Origin of the sequence: Planotetraspora phitsanulokensis (assembly GCF_016863295.1) — a bacterium.
Classification (GTDB): Bacteria; Actinomycetota; Actinomycetes; order Streptosporangiales; family Streptosporangiaceae; genus Planotetraspora; species Planotetraspora phitsanulokensis.
This window is the reverse complement of sequence record NZ_BOOP01000032.1, coordinates 1-14,843: the sequence shown is the minus strand read 5'-3', so window position 1 is coordinate 14,843 and position 14,843 is coordinate 1. Positions and strand designations below refer to the sequence as shown.

Below are 14,843 nucleotides of genomic sequence, written 5' to 3'. Positions count from 1 at the left end.
CGGGCGCGGCGGATCGCCGAGCCCGCTCCTGACGGTTGGACAGCCGATCAGTTCTGCGGGCTGTAGCGCAGAGCCATGGTGTCGGTGTGCCCTGACCATCTCAGGGTGAGATGCCAGCAGCCGCTGCGGGGAAGGTCGATGCCCGAAGGGCCGGGGCCACCGAGAACAGTGCGCTCGACCGCCGTTCCCGAGCCGTCGAGCCGAGCTTCGATGCGGAGCGGGTCACCGGGGTCGAGAGGAACCCGCGAGACCCAGAGGATCTTGTTGCTGCGATCGGGCAGCGGCGGCGCCGCCAACGGGTAGCCGAAGATGATCGCGGCGATGTCGCCTTGATCGCCGAGGACGTACGGCATGCGGGGCTCCGCGTCGGTGAAGCCAGTCCGGGCCCACTGCGGGAGCACCCGGCTGGGTACTTCGGCGGCGCAGGACGCGACAGGCGACGCGCTCACCGGAGCCGGGCCGGGCGACGCGGGCCTGGTCTGGTCGGAGCCGACGGCGACGCTGATCAGGGCCCCGCCCGCCAGCACGCCCAGGACGGCGACCGCGGCCATGAGCGGAGCGAACCGGCTCGATCTCCCCCGCCCATCGGCCGTCGTCCAGTCCGGCGGCTCGGGGTCCGGCACGACCGCCGTACGAGCCTGAAACGCGCTCCGGACCCGCTCGTGGAGATCTTCCTTAGTCACTGGACACCTTCCAGACGCGCGCCGAGAGCGGCAAGGGCACGGGAGATCGTGGATGACACGGTGCCGCGGCTCACCCCGAGCGTGACGGCGATCGCCGGATCGTCGAGATCGAGGTAGAAGCGGAGCACCAGGACCTCCCGCTGCCGCCGCGACAGGTCCCTCATCGCGGCGAAGACCGCGGCGTGCTCCTCCCGGAGCAGGACCGCGGTCTCCGCCGAGGTCTCCTGGATCGGATGCTCGACCCCGACCAACGAGGCGAGCCGACGCCGGCGGAGCGCCGACCGGCATCCGTTGACGACCGAGGTGCGCAGGTATGCCGGAGGGCTGTCCGGCGGCCCTTGGCGCTGCCAGCGGCGATGCAGTCCCATGAAGGCGTCCTGCACCACCTCCTCGGCCAGTCCCTCATCTCCGGTCAGCAGGACCGCGACCCGTACGAGAGGTCCGGCATGGGCTCGGAACAACTCCGTGAGCTGATCCGGTGGTCCGGTGTTCGTCGCCGGACTGTCGCCGTGCGGCGAAGGCAGGTGATCCGTAGTCGGCACTCCCTGAGCCGCCTTCCTGAAAAGTCGCGAAGTTCTATCCAGTAAGACGTCCGAGAGCCCGATCTGCTGAAGCGCATCGAGAAATCGCGCGGAAAACCACCGCCGAGATGGATTACCGCAGCAGTGCGATGACTTCGGCGAACGGCTTCATGTGAGGCTCCAGGACACTGATGTAGCTGATGCCGAACTCCTCGCGGTAACGCAGCAGGGTCTCGGCGATCTCCTGCGGCGAGCCGACCAGGACGCCAGGCAGCTCGGCCAGTTGCTCAGGCGGCATGCCCGTGGCCGCGGTGATCACCGAGAGATCGATGTCGGCCACCTGGCGGCCGACGCCGGCCACGAAGAGATTCAGCTCGATCTCGCCGATGCGCTCGCCGGCCGCGTCCCGGACGTGCTGGACGCGGTCGCCCATAGCCTGCTCAGGGGTGCCCTCGCCGAAGCCCACCGAGATCGGGAAACTGATGATGTCGGCGCTGCGAGCCGCCAGCGTGAGAATGCGGTCGCCCACGCCGGCCAGCATGATCGGTGGTACCGGAGTGTCGGCCTCGTCCGCCAGCAGTCCCCGTACTCTCGTGACGACCTCTTCGAGCTTGCGCAGACGCGACCCCGGCGTGCCGAACGACAGGCCCACCGCCGCGAACTCCTCCGGCACGTAGCCGGCGCCCAGGCCGAGTTCGAGCCGCCCGTCGGTGAGCCGGTACGTGTCGGCCACGTCCCGGGCGAGGTAGGCCGGGCTCAGTACTCCGGCGTTGAGCACGTACGTCCCCAGCCGCATGCCGGTCACGTCGGCCGCGGCCACCAGGGCCGGGAACGGCGCCACCGTGCCGAGATGGTCGGGAACCTGCAGGACGTCGTACCCCAGATCCTCGGCTTCCCGGACTCGGTCACGCCAGGCCGAGCGGGAACCGCAGTTGAGGAATTCGACCCCGAAACGGAACGATCGAGTGTTCATGACAACCCCCGGATGACGACACAAATCCCTGTGTTAACGCATCTCACCTGCGGTTTCTGCCGCAGACGGCCTGGCGGCCGTCACCTGGGCCGTACCGACGGCGGAGTCGACCGTCTGAATCTTCGAGAGATTTCCGGGTGACACGAGCAGCGGAAGCGGCGTCGGCGCGTCTCTGTCATGTGGAAGTCGAACTGCTCTCCCATGGAGAGCTCAGGCCCCGGGACTGGGTCGACGTCGCGGTGTTGTTCGCCGATCACCATCTCGGCTTGGTGCGGCTGGCCCTCCTCATGGTCGGGGACCTGCCGACGGCGGAAGACGTGGTGCAGGACGCGTTCGCCCGCACCCACGCCGGACGCCGGCGACTGCGTGATCCCGACAGGGCTCTCGCCTATGTGCGGTCAGCGGTGCTGAACGGCTGCCGATCGGTGTTGCGCCGAAGATCGGCCGCGTTCCGGCGGCCTCTGCCGTACGAAGCGCCGATCTGGTCCGCGGAGAGCACCGTGATGCTGGGCGAGGACCGGCGCGAGGTGCTGGTCGCGCTGAGCGGCCTTCCCCGCAGGCAGCGCGAGGCGATCGTGTTGCGCTACTACTTCGACCTGTCCCATCAGGAGATCGCCGACGCGATGGGCGTCGGCGACAGCACCGTGCGCTCAGCCATCACCCGCGGGCTCGCCGCCCTCGGACGTCAACTCGGTGAGGACACATGATCGACCAACGGCTACGCGAGGCCCTCTCGGAAGCGGCCCAGACGGCTCAGCTCCACTCGATCCAGCCGCTCCGGGTCCCGTCGAAGCGCCACAGGCCGAGGGCCGTCCTCCTGATCGCAGCGCCTGCCGCCATCGCGATCGGCGCCTTCGTCCTCGTACGGCTGACGCCTCCTCCCACGGACGCGGCGATGGGCGGCCCGCCCCCTCGGCTCTCGGCCTTCCTCTGCATGGAGGACGACGTCTTTCCCCGATGCAAGGGACACGGGGAGGCGACCGCCGACGACCGCCGCGGAATCGAGCGGGTGCTGAAATCGCTCCCCCAGGTCGCGTCGTTCGAATTCGAGGACCAGGAGGAGGCGTACCGCAACTTCCTGTCCGAAATCGTGGCCTCGGCCGATACGCGGCAGCGCGAATGGTTGACCTCGGTGAGGCTCGGGGACGTTCCGGCGTCCTTTCGGGTCAAGGTCAAGTCCGCCGACGGCCTGGCAGCCGTCACTCGGGCCGTGGAGGGTCTGCCCGGAGTCTCGAACGTCGTCACGGGACCGTGAACGCGGCTGATCCCCGGCGGCCGCGTGCCCGCGCCGATCGCCCGACTCCGCACGGCAGAAGCGGACTGCGCGCACTTGTGCGTCGATCGCGTACGCGACGACGAACTCCCCCCTTCTCAGAAGTCGATCGCCGTTGTCACGCACCTTTTCGTGCCTGACAGGCAGGTCGAATTTCTTTCCTTTTTGTGCCTGACGAACAAAAAGGTGCGGTGACGAACAGGGGAATCCGCTTCACGACGAGGTGTTCCAGTGGAGGTCCGACAATTGCCGTGAACGAGGAACCGTCCATTGAGTACGTCAGAACTCGTCGATGCCCATTCCATCGATCCCCCTCCGCCCAGCAGACCGCCGGTTCGCGTCTGGCTGGGCGTGTTATCGCTCGCGCTCGGTGCCGCCATCATCGTGACCACGGAGTTCACGCCCGTGGGGTTCCTGCCCAATGTCTCCCGCGACCTGGACGTGTCACTCGGCACCGCCGGTCTCATGGTGCTCGTTCCCGGCCTGAGCGCCGCCGTCGCGGCGCCGTTGGTCGTCGTCGGCTCGGGCCGCCTCGACCGCCGCCTTCTGATCGTCGTCCTCAGCGTGCTCGTTCTGCTGTCGAACGGCGTCGCGGCCGTCGCCCCGAACTTCGGCGTCGTGGTCGTGGCCCGCGTCTTCCTCGGTGTCGCGATCGGCGGGTTCTGGGCCGTGGTCCCTTCGCTCGGCTTCCGCCTGGCCGGCCCGCGGGCGGGAACACGCGCGACGTCGATCATCTTGGCGGGGCTGTCCGTGGGCACCGTCGTCGGTCTTCCCGCAGGGCAGTTCTTCGGCAACCTCATCGGATGGCGGCTCACGTTCGCTGCGTCCGCCGCTCTCGCCGCGCTGATCGGGATCGGACAGCTCACGGTCCTGCCGAAGATTCCCGCGACAGGCCGGATGACCTTCGCCCACCTCGGTGAGGTCTTCCGCGTTCCGATCGCGCGGACGATCCTCATCGCCGGCGGCGTCGCCACGACGGGGCAGTTCGCGGCTTCCACGTTCGTGACGCCCTTCCTGCTGCGGAACGCCGAGATGAGTTCCGGCTTCGCCACCGTGCTCTTCATCGCGTACGGCCTCGCGGGCATCCTCGGCACGCTGGCCGGCCCCGCCCTGGTGGAGCGCGACCGCATGCTGACCTTCGCCGGCGCGGCGGCCGTGTTCGGCGTCGTCCTCGCGTCGCTTCCCGCGCTCGCCGGGGCGCCGGTCCTCGTCAGCGTCCTGATCGGAGCCTGGGGCGTCCTGTGGGGCCTCGTCCCGCTCGCCCTGCAGACCCACATGCTGACGGCGACCCCGCACGCCCCGGAGGCCGCCTCCTCGATCTTCATCACGGTGATGCAACTGGCCATCGCGATCGGTTCAGGGGTCGGCGGCGTTCTCGTCGACTCGGCGGGCCTGTCCACCGTCTTCGTCGCCAGCGGGATCACCGCGATCGCGTCGGCGTTCTTCGCCCTTCTCACCCGTCACGGCCTGTGATTCTCAATGAAAGGAGCGCTCGCATGAGCCTCGTCATCCACCAGTACGCCTTCGGCGACGCCGGCACCTTCACCGTGGAGCAGGAGAACGTCGGCGAACCGGGACCGGGCGAGGTTCGCCTGCGCCAGCGGGCCATCGGCGTGAACTACATCGACCTGGCCTTCCGCTCCGGCGCCATCGCCGGTAACGGCTTCCCGGTCACCATCGGACTCGAGGCGGCCGGTGACGTGGAGGCCGTGGGCCCAGGCGTCACCGCCTTCACGGTGGGCGATCGCGTGACGTACACGTCGGTTCCCGGTGCCAACGCGGAGAAGCGGCTGATCCGAGCGTCGTCACTGCTCCGCCTGCCCGACGGCATCACCTACGAGCAGGGCGCGGCCCTGACGGCCAAAGGTCTCACCGCTGGAGCACTGATCACGAAGGCCTTCCCGGTCGGCAAGGGAGACGTCATCCTGGTCCATGCCGCGGCAGGCGGCGTCGGCTCGCTGCTGGTCCGGTGGGCCAAGGTCGCGGGAGCCGTCGTCATCGGCACGGTCGGGTCCGCTTCCAAGATCGCCGCGGCTGAGGCGAACGGAGCCGACCACGTCTACGCCCTGGACTCGGGCGAGGACGTCGTCGCCGGGATCGAGCGGATCACGAACGGCAAGGGTGTCCATGCCGTCTTCGACGGCGTCGGGCGCGACACGGTCGGCCTCTCCCTCCGCGCGGTGGCGGAGGACGGCACTGCGGCGCTGTTCGGCGGCGCCTCGGGCCAGCCCGACCTGGATGCGGAGCTGGTATCCGGCAAGCGCATCACGGTGATCCGGCCGAGCCTCGACTCGATGCTTCCCGGTCAGGAGCAACGCCAGTCGTTGATCGACGAGATGTTCCGGCTGGTCGTCGCCGGCGACCTCGGAGAACCAGCCGTCACCACGTATCCGCTCAGGGACGTCGCGCGCGCCCACCGTGACCTGGAGTCGCGGCGCACGACGGGTTCACTCGTCCTGACGGTCTGAGCAGACGTCGATCCTGACAGGGCCGGGCTCAGCGTCGCGCGGCCCTGTTGGCTTCTATCTCCTGCTGGTGGTCCTGGGCCCAGGCGACCAGCGAGAGGGAACGGCAGAGAAAACTCTCGCCCAGCGGCGTGAGTGCGTACTCGACACGCGGCGGCGTCTCCGCATACGCCGTCCGGCTCACCATGCCGTCGCTCTCCAACGTCCGAAGCGTGACGGTGAGAATGCGATGCGAAATTCCCGGCATCGCGTTCATGACCGCCGTGAAACGAAGTGGACCGTCGGCGAGCTGGTTAAGGGTCCGTACCGACCACTTGTCGCCCAGCCGCCCGAAGAGGTCACGCACGAACGCGACCCTGCTCTCCTCCGGATCGCAGACATCGGTCATCACTTCGCGTATGGGCTTGTCCATGTTCACCAGCTTCGGTGCCCGGCAACGGCTGTGGGTTCTACAAGCGAAGGACCTCGGGTCCTATTCCCATCGCCGTGCGAAAACCGGGCTCCGGGGCAGCGCTCAGGAAGGCGTTCCGCCGTGGCCGGATTCGGGCGCTCGGCCCTACCGGCGAGCCCTCGCGGTCGCGGCGGCGTACTCGTCGGCGGTCATGCCGAGATGAGGGTATTGCCGGTGAAGGTCATGCTGGTCGTCGGCCCACTGCTGGTAGTCACGCCGGACGGTGGCCTCGTCGGAGTCCATGACGTGGGCGACCTCGGCCCAGGTGACCCCGGCCAGCAGCGCGTGGTGGATGTTGGCGGGATGGCGGACGGTCCGCGCGATGCTCTCCGCGAGCGCCAGCAACTCGATGTGCTCGGCCGCGGTGAGCGGCGGCCGGTCCTCGGCTCCATACCGGGCGGGGTCATAGATCCCACGGGCCACCAGCTCGACCCGGGCGCGAGCCGACGCGTCCTGGGCGGCCAGCTTGTCGTAGCGCTCCAGTTGCCGGCTGACGGGCATGTCGTAACGAGCGTCGCGCCAGGTCGTGCTGTGCTCAGGCGTGGTCATGACGATTTCTCCAGGGCGGGGACGGCTTACCACCCTAGCGACCACCCTGGACGGGCCTGCGCTCAGAAGCTGATGACGGTGGCCTGCTCGAGCGTGAAGCGCAGAAACTCGTCCCGTGCCACCTGCAGGTTCAGCCCGCGACGTGCGAGTTCCGCTTCGGTCCCGTCGGCGCGGGCCGAATTGACGCAGGCGCCGACCCGGACACCGTCCGCGATCAATTCGTCGATCTGGCGGTTGTAGGTGGCGCTCGCTTCGGTGGCGTTCCCCTCGGAGAGACGACGCTGGGCGGGCCCGAAACAGAAGACCTCCACGCTGCAGCCCTGGTCGGCGGCGACCTCCTGGATCCGCTGCGCTACACGTGTCCCCGTGGCGATCGAGTGGTCGTCGTCATGAAACACGTGAATGACCGTCTTCGACACCTTCAACACCTTTCGCAGGTCTCGCCTGGTAGCCGGGTCACATTAACAGGAAATCTCAAAATTCGGGACGTTTGTCTCATTATATGGTCAATCGCCGCACGAAGCTCAGGCCGGCGGCGGTGACTTCGAGATATAGGATTCCCTATCTTCCATTGACTTCCCTAATAGCATTAGGCAATCCTTGGACTCGTAGATCGATGGAGGAGAGTCGTGGACCGGCGGGCACGCAGACGCGAAGAGACCATCAGGGAGATCCTCGACCTGTCGGTGGAGGTCATGGCGGAAGAGGGCGTCGCCGCGCTGAGCCTGGCCGAAGTGGCACGGCGGATGGGGATGCGGACGCCCTCGCTGTATCAGTACTTCCCGTCGAAGACGGCGATCTACGACGCGCTGTTCGGCCAGAGCGCGCGCGATCTCAACGAGACCCTGCACAAGGCCACGGCCGGTCTGGACGCGCTCGATCGACTACGGATCGGCACCTTGAAGTTCGTCGAGTGGACGCGGCTCAACCCGGTGCGCGCGCAGTTGCTGTTCTGGCGGCCGGTTCCCGGATTCGTGCCGTCCGCCGAGGCCTTCGCTCCCGCCGTGGACAACGTCACCGAGGTGCGCACCGTCCTCGAGGACGCCGTCGCCGACGGCCTTCTGCACCCCGGCGCCGCCACCGACGAGGGCGTCGCGCTGCTGAACACGCTGGTGGCCGGAGTCGTCAGCCAGCAGATGTCCAACGAACCCGAAGCCCCGGTCGGCGAGGGCCGCTTCGAGCGGCTTGCGCCCACCGTCCTCGACCTCTTCATCACCCACTACGCACCTCACGGAGGAGGCGACCAGCCATGACAGCGGAGGCCGCGGTGCACGTCGGGTCCGTCCCGATGACCAGTCCGACAGACGCCTACGAACTGCGAGCTGCGGAGCTCGCGACCTGGGACGGCCTCTTGGCCGACCTGACCCCGGCCGACTGGGACAAGCCCACCGTCTGCGACGCGTGGACCGTCGGCGACATCGTCCGCCACCTGGTCGCCCAGGCCGAGGAGCAGATCCGGCCCTGGCTGTTCCTCTTGCGCGACCGCAAGGCGACCCGGGCCTATCCGGATCTGCCGCAGTTGGACGCGCACATGCGGTTCGGGGCCGCGCTCCACGCGGGCAGGTCCCGCCAGGAGGTGATCGAACGCTTCCGGACACTGTGGCCGCAGGCCAACCTGGCCATGCGCCGCCGCCCCGCCCTGCTCCGCCGTATGACCTTCCCCTCGGAGGACGGCCAGTTCGGCGCCTTCCGGCTCTCCCTCGCCGAGGTCTACGACGTGTTCCTCCCGCGGGACCTGTGGATGCACCACGACGACATCAGCCGGGCCGTAGGCCGGCCGCCGGAGACCGGCGCCCACGACCGGCTCGTCGTCGAGCAGGTCCTGCGCGACCTGCACGCCCGCTGGACCCGGCACCCGGTCACGCTTGAGCTGACCGGTCCGGCGGGCGGCACCTTCGAGATCGGCGACGGCACCTCGGACACGACCGTCCGGCTGGACACCGTCGAATACATGCGCGCCCTCTCCGGACGCGCCGGCACCCCTGCCGCCTCGGTCGTCACCGGCGACCACGACATGGCCGCCCCCGTGGCCACCGCCCGCGTCCCGTTCTGACCCCTGCCTCCGTCGCGGGCGTCGTCGGCAGTCAGGAGTCGGCGGTCAGGAGTCGGCGGTCAGGAGTCGGCGGTCAGGAGTCGGCCAGGCCGTGGCGGTAGGCGTACGTGACGGCCTGGGCGCGGTCCCTGACGCCGATCTTGGCGAACAGGTTGTTGATGTGGGTCTTGACCGTGGCCTCGCCGATGAACAGGTCGGCGGAGATCTCGGCGTTGGAACGGCCCCGGGCGATGAGTCGCAGCACCTCGGCCTCCCGCCTGGTCAGCCCGTCCGGCAGGCCGTCGTCCCGCCGCGGCCGCTCCCGGCTTGAGGGCGCGGCCGGCGGGAGCACGGACTCCACCAGGCGGCGCTGCACCGCGGGGTCGAGCTGGGCGTCGCCCCGCATCACGGTGGCCACCGCCCGGGCGATCTCCTCGGCGTCGGCGCTCTTGGTGAGGAACCCCCTGGCCCCGGCCTGGAGGGCGGCGAACACCGACTCGTCGTCGGAGTAGGTGGTGAGGACGACCACCTGGGTGTCCGGATAGGCCGCGCGGATGCGCCGGGTGGCCTCGACGCCGTCCATCTTGGGCATGCGCAGGTCCATCAGCACCACGTCCGGCCGTTCGGCCTCGACCAGGTCGACGGCCGCCTCGCCGTCGGCGGCCGAGCCGATCACCTCGACGTCGGGCAGCAGCCCGAGCAACAGGGTGAGCCCTTCCCTGACCACCGTCTGGTCGTCGACCACGACCACCCGGGCGGTCACCGGGCCTCCACCCGCGCCATCGGGGACCCGTCCGCCGGCAGTCTCAGCCGCACTCGGAACCGTCCCTTCTGCCCGCCCGCCTCCAGCGTCCCGTTCAGCAGGGCGGCTCGTTCCCGCATGCCCACGAGCCCATATCCTCCTCCGCTGGACTCGCGGTTCGCGCCGGGGTCGTCGAGCGGGTTGGTCACGGTGAGCTCGCACGCGTCGTGTCCGAAACTCAGCCGCACGTCGGCGGGCGCGCCCGAGGCGTGGCGGCGGATGTTGGTGAGCGCCTCCTGGGCGGTGCGGATCACCGCGAGTTCCGCCTCGGGGGCGAGCCGGTACTCGGTGCCGGTGACGGTGAGGTCGCAGGGCAGGCCGCTCGTGTCGCGGAACTCCTCGGCGAGCGCCGACAGCGCGGCGGGCAGCGGCACGCTGTCCTCGCGCAGTGCCGAGACCGCCCGGCGGGCCTCCTCCAGACCGGACTTGGCCAGGTCCCTTGCCCGTTCGACCCGCTGCAGCGCCTCGGCGGCCCGGTCGCCGCGCAGCAGCAGCCGCGCCCCCTCCAGGTGCACGGTCTGCGCGGACAGGGAGTGGGCGAGGATGTCGTGGATCTCGCGGGCGATGCGTGCGCGTTCGGCGAGCACGGCCTCCCTGGCCTCTGCTCTCCTCGTCGCCTTGCGCTGCTGGAAGGCGTAGGAGGCCAGGAAGGCGCCGCAGGTGCCGACCCCGACGGGGATCTCCTGGTCCCAGTGCCCGTTGGCCAGGCCGAGCAGCAGGAGGCCGGCGACGGCGAGCCCCGCCACAGAGAGCGCGCGGCCGAGCGGATACCTGATCGGGGCCGCCCAGCCGGCGATGACGATGGCGCCGAGGGCGGGACTGCCCGGGGCGAGGGCGACCAGTCCGATCGAGACCACCACGACGGCGCCGAGGCGCACCGGGACTCCCAGGAACGTCAGCGGCGGCTTGGGCGGGGATCCGGGCAGCGGCACGGCGACCAGGAGTGCGCCGACGGCGGCGGCCAGGCACGCCGCGAGCAGACCGCCTCCCGCCGGGGCGAAGCCGGTCTGCCCGGCCTGGGCCGCCACGAACAGCGCGACCATCATGAGGCGCAGGGCGACCAGGGCACCGCTCCGCCGGAACAAGGTCACTTCGGGATGATATCGACACAAGTGGACATACGACCTCCCGGTTACGCGGCCACGAGCACGGCGGGGGCGTGCAGCGCACGTGCCCTCTGGGCGACGACCACGGACTGGGCGCCGAAGGTCAGGCCGACGAAGAGCAGAAACGTGGTGGGCGCGGCGGCCACGCCGAGCACGTGCCCCACGCCGAGCAGTCCGAACCGGACGAGGATCGAGGCCAGCCAGCCCAGCATGGTCCACCGGGTGCCCTTGAACCACGCCCTCCCCGTCTCGTCCCACCAGATCCGCACCGTCAGCGCCCGCACGACCCCGAGCACCACGGCCGACACCGTCTCAACCACCAGCAGGACGACGCTGAGACCGGTATGGCGCGGATCGACGACGCCCCCGGAGAGCAGACCAATGGCGATCATGATCAGGGCGAGGATGTGGGCGCTCGGTGCGAAGACCCGCCGGGCCCGCGTCTGGCGGTAGAGGACGAGGGCAAGCACGGCGAGGACGGGGAGGGAATTCATCCAGGTCATGACACTGAACGCTAGGGAGCCCGGCCCGCCGCCGGATCGGCGCGACGGTGGAGATCCGGATCTCCACCCGCGGGTGGAGGCCTGGGTCTCCGGCGTTTCGCGGGCCGGCGAGAGGGGTGACACGACCGGTCAGGAATCGAGAAGCGCCGGTCGCCGGTCCGCTCCTAGCGTGATGGCCATGGCATCCATCGAATTCGTCACCCTCGACGTGGCCGACCCCACGGCCGCCCACACCTTCTACACCACGGCCTTCGGCTTGGACACGCAGATACGCCTGCGGGCCTCGGAGGCGCCCACGACCGGCTTCCGCGGGTTCACGCTGTCGCTCACGGTGTCCCAGCCGGCCGACGTCGACAGCCTCATCGGCGCCGCCTTCGACGCCGGCGCCACGCCGCTGAAGCCCGTCGCGAAATCCCTCTGGGGCTACGGCGGTGTCGTACAGGCCCCGGACGGGACGATCTGGAAGGTCGCGACCTCGGCCAAGAAGAACACCGGCCCCGCCACCCGGCGGATCGACGAGATCGTGCTCCTGCTGGGAGCCGCGGACGTGGCCGCGAGCAAGAAGTTCTACGTCGACCAGGGCCTTGCCGTGGCGAAGAGCTTCGGCCGCATGTACGTCGAGTTCGCCACCGGGTCGAGTCCCGTCAAGCTGGCGCTGTACAGGCGCCGTGCGCTTGCCAAGGACGCCGGCGTCTCTCCCGACGGCACCGGATCACACCGGCTCATGATCGGTGGCGACGCCGGGTCCTTCACCGACCCGGACGGGTTCGCATGGGAGGCCACGTCGCCGGCGCCCACACTCTGACCCGTCACCGCTGCCCCGCCCTGCCTGGCCGCCGATCACGAGACAGCCGCCAGGCTCGGGGGCGGTGCCGGGCGCCGAGCCGATGCGCCCGGCGCGGCCGACACCATTAAGCGCTCAGACCTCCTCGACGCTGCTCGGCTCACGCCGGGACAGGTCGATGCCGAGTTCCTCCGCGGCGCGGAAGACGTCCTCGTCGGTGTCGCGCATCTCGATGGACGTGCCGTCGCTGGACAGCACCTCGACGTTGAGACAGAGCGACTGCATCTCCTTGATGAGCACCTTGAAGGACTCGGGAATGCCCGGCTCGGGGACGTTCTCGCCCTTGACGATGGCCTCGTAGACCTTCACCCGGCCGAGCACGTCATCGGACTTGATGGTCAGCAGCTCCTGCAGCGCGTAGGCCGCGCCGTACGCCTCCATGGCCCACACCTCCATCTCACCGAAGCGCTGGCCGCCGAACTGCGCCTTACCGCCGAGCGGCTGCTGGGTGATCATCGAGTACGGACCGGTCGAACGAGCGTGCATCTTGTCGTCGACCAGGTGGAGCAGCTTGAGGATGTAGATGTAGCCGACCGAGATCGGGTGCGGGAACGGCTCGCCGGAACGGCCGTCGAACAACCGCGCCTTGCCGCTGTCCTGCACCAGCCGATCCCCGTCACGGTTGGGGACGGTGCTGTCGAGCAGCCCGATGAGCTCCTCTTCGTGGGCGCCGTCGAAGACCGGAGTGGCCATGTTGGTGTGCGGCTCGACCCTTTCGAAGCCCTTGTCACGCAGCCGCTCGGCCCACGCCTCCTCGATGCCGGAGATGTCCCATCCGCGGGCCGCGATCCAGCCCAGGTGGGTCTCCAGGACCTGGCCGACGTTCATCCGGCCGGGCACGCCCAGCGGGTTGAGGATGATGTCGACCGGGGTGCCGTCCTCGAGGAACGGCATGTCCTCCACGGGAAGGATCTTGGAGATGACACCCTTGTTGCCGTGACGGCCGGCGAGCTTGTCGCCGTTGGTGATCTTGCGCTTCTGTGCCACGTAGACGCGGACCAGTTCGTTGACGCCCGGCGGCAGTTCGTCGCCCTCCTCACGGGAGAACACCCGCACCCCGATGACCTTGCCCTGCTCGCCGTGCGGCACCTTCAGCGAGGTGTCGCGAACTTCGCGGGCCTTCTCACCGAAGATCGCGCGCAGCAGCCGTTCCTCGGGGGTCAGCTCGGTTTCACCCTTCGGGGTGACCTTGCCGACGAGGATGTCGCCGTTGGTGACCTCGGCGCCGATGCGGATGATGCCGCGCTCGTCGAGGTCGGCCAGGATCTCTTCGGAGACGTTCGGGATGTCCCGGGTGATCTCCTCGGGGCCCAGCTTGGTGTCGCGGGCGTCGACCTCGTGCTCGTCGATGTGGATCGAGGACAGGACGTCGTCCTGCACCAGGCGCTGGGACAGGATGATGGCGTCTTCGTAGTTGTGGCCCTCCCATGGCATGAACGCCACGAGCAGGTTCTTGCCGAGCGCCATCTCGCCCTTGTCGGTGCAGGGACCGTCGGCGATGACCTGGTTGACCTCGACCCGGTCGCCCTCGGACACGATCGGCTTCTGGTTGAAGCTCGTGCCCTGGTTCGAGTGCTTGAACTTCGCCAGCCGATACGTCGTGCTCGTGCCGTCGTCGTTCATGACGGTGACGTAGTCGGCGGAGACCTCCTCCACCACACCGGCCTTCGCTGCGCTGATCATGTCGCCCGTGTCCGTGGCCGCCCGGTACTCCATGCCGGTGCCCACCAGCGGAGCCTCGCTCCTGAGCAGCGGCACCGACTGGCGCATCATGTTCGCGCCCATCAGCGCGCGGTTGGCGTCGTCGTGCTCCAGGAACGGGATCATCGCCGTGGCGACCGACACCATCTGCCGCGGTGACACGTCCATGTAGTGCACTTCGTTCGAGCGGACGTACTCGAACTCGCCGCCCTTGGTGCGGACCAGCACCCGCCGCTCGGCGAACTCGCCGTCCGCCGACAGCGGGGAGTTCGCCTGGGCGATCACGTACAGATCTTCCTCGTCCGCGGTCAGGTAGTCGATCTGCTCGGTCACCTTGCCGTCGACGACCTTGCGGTACGGCGTCTCGACGAAGCCGAAGGCGTTGAGCCGGGCGAAACAGGCGAGGTAGCCGATCAGGCCGATGTTCGGGCCCTCGGGGGTCTCGATCGGGCACATCCGGCCGTAGTGGGACGGGTGCACGTCACGGACCTCCATGCCGGCCCGCTCACGCGACAGGCCGCCCGGACCCTGCGCGGACAGACGCCGCCTGTGCGTCAGCCCGGACAGGGGATTGGTCTGGTCCATGAACTGCGACAGCTGCGAGGTGCCGAAGAACTCCTTGATCGACGCCACGACCGGGCGAATGTTGATCAGGGTCTGCGGCGTGATCGCCTCGACGTCCTGCGTCGTCATGCGCTCACGGACGACGCGCTCCATGCGGGCCAGGCCCAGCCGGACCTGGTTCTGGATCAGCTCGCCGACGTTGCGCACCCGCCGGTTGCCGAAGTGGTCGATGTCGTCGACCTCCAGGGGCAGGCCCTCCGACACCTCACCGGCATGCAGGCGCACCAGGTATTCGACGATCGCGACGATGTCCTCGTCGGTCAGCGTGCCCTGGGTGATGTCCCCCTGGACGCCCAGCTTCTTGTTGATCTTGTAA

General features: G+C 69.1%; 17 protein-coding genes. 7 read left to right on the top strand and 10 right to left on the bottom strand.

Annotated elements, in window-relative coordinates; all coding sequences use genetic code 11:
• Positions 1–47: 47 nt before the first annotated feature.
• The 3 genes from Pph01_RS31395 to Pph01_RS31385 form a co-directional block, all read right to left on the bottom strand.
• A complete protein-coding gene (locus Pph01_RS31395; protein WP_204076802.1) occupies positions 48–683 on the bottom strand; it encodes a hypothetical protein in 636 nt (211 codons plus the stop codon).
• Positions 680–1,207, bottom strand: a complete 528-nt coding sequence (locus Pph01_RS31390; RefSeq protein ID WP_373315696.1) for an RNA polymerase sigma factor — start codon at positions 1,205–1,207, stop codon at positions 680–682. Before Pph01_RS31390 ends, Pph01_RS31395 begins: the two co-directional genes overlap by 4 nt.
• A gap of 130 nt (positions 1,208–1,337) precedes the next feature.
• Positions 1,338–2,177 carry a TIGR03621 family F420-dependent LLM class oxidoreductase gene (locus tag Pph01_RS31385; protein ID WP_204076800.1) on the bottom strand — a complete coding sequence of 280 codons (840 nt, stop codon included), beginning with the start codon at positions 2,175–2,177 and terminating at the stop codon, positions 1,338–1,340.
• A gap of 179 nt (positions 2,178–2,356) precedes the next feature.
• Here Pph01_RS31385 and Pph01_RS31380 point away from each other — a divergent pair, with 179 nt between their 5' ends.
• From Pph01_RS31380 to Pph01_RS31365, 4 genes are all read left to right on the top strand, one after another.
• Positions 2,357–2,884, top strand: coding sequence for a SigE family RNA polymerase sigma factor (locus Pph01_RS31380; protein ID WP_239117156.1), 528 nt, complete (start codon positions 2,357–2,359; stop codon positions 2,882–2,884).
• Complete coding sequence (locus Pph01_RS31375) at positions 2,881–3,432, top strand: permease-like cell division protein FtsX (protein ID WP_204076799.1); 552 nt, start codon at positions 2,881–2,883, stop codon at positions 3,430–3,432. The genes Pph01_RS31380 and Pph01_RS31375 overlap by 4 nt, the downstream gene beginning before the upstream one ends.
• A 288-nt stretch (positions 3,433–3,720) precedes the next feature.
• On the top strand, positions 3,721–4,923 hold the full coding sequence (locus Pph01_RS31370; protein WP_204076798.1) for an MFS transporter: 1,203 nt from the start codon (positions 3,721–3,723) through the stop codon (positions 4,921–4,923).
• Between the two features lie 23 nt (positions 4,924–4,946).
• Positions 4,947–5,918 (top strand): quinone oxidoreductase family protein, encoded by a 972-nt coding sequence (locus tag Pph01_RS31365; RefSeq protein ID WP_204076797.1) that lies wholly within the window; start codon positions 4,947–4,949, stop codon positions 5,916–5,918.
• Positions 5,919–5,946: 28 nt separating this feature from the next.
• Here the strand turns inward: Pph01_RS31365 and Pph01_RS31360 are convergent, their stop codons facing one another.
• From Pph01_RS31360 to Pph01_RS31350, 3 genes are all read right to left on the bottom strand, one after another.
• Positions 5,947–6,327, bottom strand: coding sequence for a winged helix-turn-helix transcriptional regulator (locus Pph01_RS31360; RefSeq protein ID WP_239117155.1), 381 nt, complete (start codon positions 6,325–6,327; stop codon positions 5,947–5,949).
• Between the two features lie 144 nt (positions 6,328–6,471).
• Positions 6,472–6,915 carry a hypothetical protein gene (locus Pph01_RS31355; RefSeq protein WP_204076796.1) on the bottom strand — a complete coding sequence of 148 codons (444 nt, stop codon included), beginning with the start codon at positions 6,913–6,915 and terminating at the stop codon, positions 6,472–6,474.
• 62 nt (positions 6,916–6,977) lie between these two features.
• A complete protein-coding gene (locus Pph01_RS31350) occupies positions 6,978–7,334 on the bottom strand; it encodes a DsrE family protein (protein ID WP_204076795.1) in 357 nt (118 codons plus the stop codon).
• Between the two features lie 210 nt (positions 7,335–7,544).
• On the opposite strand from Pph01_RS31350, the gene Pph01_RS31345 reads away from it, so the two are divergent.
• Positions 7,545–8,168, top strand: coding sequence for a TetR/AcrR family transcriptional regulator (locus Pph01_RS31345; RefSeq protein ID WP_204076794.1), 624 nt, complete (start codon positions 7,545–7,547; stop codon positions 8,166–8,168).
• Positions 8,165–8,968 (top strand): maleylpyruvate isomerase family mycothiol-dependent enzyme, encoded by an 804-nt coding sequence (locus Pph01_RS31340; RefSeq protein WP_204076793.1) that lies wholly within the window; start codon positions 8,165–8,167, stop codon positions 8,966–8,968. The genes Pph01_RS31345 and Pph01_RS31340 overlap by 4 nt, the downstream gene beginning before the upstream one ends.
• Before the next feature lie 73 nt (positions 8,969–9,041).
• Here the strand turns inward: Pph01_RS31340 and Pph01_RS31335 are convergent, their stop codons facing one another.
• The 3 genes from Pph01_RS31335 to Pph01_RS31325 are packed head-to-tail and all read right to left on the bottom strand — an operon-like array spanning position 9,042 to position 11,358.
• The gene (locus tag Pph01_RS31335) at positions 9,042–9,710 is read right to left on the bottom strand and encodes a response regulator (RefSeq protein ID WP_204076792.1); all 669 of its coding nucleotides are present in this window, start codon (positions 9,708–9,710) and stop codon (positions 9,042–9,044) included.
• Positions 9,707–10,840, bottom strand: coding sequence for a sensor histidine kinase (locus Pph01_RS31330; RefSeq protein ID WP_204076791.1), 1,134 nt, complete (start codon positions 10,838–10,840; stop codon positions 9,707–9,709). Before Pph01_RS31330 ends, Pph01_RS31335 begins: the two co-directional genes overlap by 4 nt.
• Before the next feature lie 41 nt (positions 10,841–10,881).
• Complete coding sequence (locus Pph01_RS31325; protein ID WP_204076790.1) at positions 10,882–11,358, bottom strand: hypothetical protein; 477 nt, start codon at positions 11,356–11,358, stop codon at positions 10,882–10,884.
• 172 nt (positions 11,359–11,530) lie between these two features.
• Between Pph01_RS31325 and Pph01_RS31320 the strand changes: the two genes are divergently transcribed.
• On the top strand, positions 11,531–12,163 hold the full coding sequence (locus Pph01_RS31320; RefSeq protein WP_239117154.1) for a VOC family protein: 633 nt from the start codon (positions 11,531–11,533) through the stop codon (positions 12,161–12,163).
• 114 nt (positions 12,164–12,277) lie between these two features.
• Here Pph01_RS31320 and rpoB read toward each other — a convergent pair.
• Positions 12,278–14,843 (bottom strand): DNA-directed RNA polymerase subunit beta (gene rpoB / locus Pph01_RS31315; protein ID WP_204076788.1); only part of this gene is annotated, 2,566 nt, incomplete at its 5' end.

Coding starts and splice junctions, on each gene's coding strand:
- Pph01_RS31375 (WP_204076799.1), top strand. CDS start 2,881: ATGATCGACCAACGGCTACGCGAGGCCCTCTCGGAAGCGGCCCAGACG.
- Pph01_RS31355 (WP_204076796.1), bottom strand. CDS start 6,915: ATGACCACGCCTGAGCACAGCACGACCTGGCGCGACGCTCGTTACGAC.
- Pph01_RS31320 (WP_239117154.1), top strand. CDS start 11,531: ATGGCCATGGCATCCATCGAATTCGTCACCCTCGACGTGGCCGACCCC.
- Pph01_RS31325 (WP_204076790.1), bottom strand. CDS start 11,358: ATGACCTGGATGAATTCCCTCCCCGTCCTCGCCGTGCTTGCCCTCGTC.
- Pph01_RS31360 (WP_239117155.1), bottom strand. CDS start 6,327: ATGGACAAGCCCATACGCGAAGTGATGACCGATGTCTGCGATCCGGAG.
- Pph01_RS31340 (WP_204076793.1), top strand. CDS start 8,165: ATGACAGCGGAGGCCGCGGTGCACGTCGGGTCCGTCCCGATGACCAGT.
- Pph01_RS31385 (WP_204076800.1), bottom strand. CDS start 2,177: ATGAACACTCGATCGTTCCGTTTCGGGGTCGAATTCCTCAACTGCGGT.
- Pph01_RS31365 (WP_204076797.1), top strand. CDS start 4,947: ATGAGCCTCGTCATCCACCAGTACGCCTTCGGCGACGCCGGCACCTTC.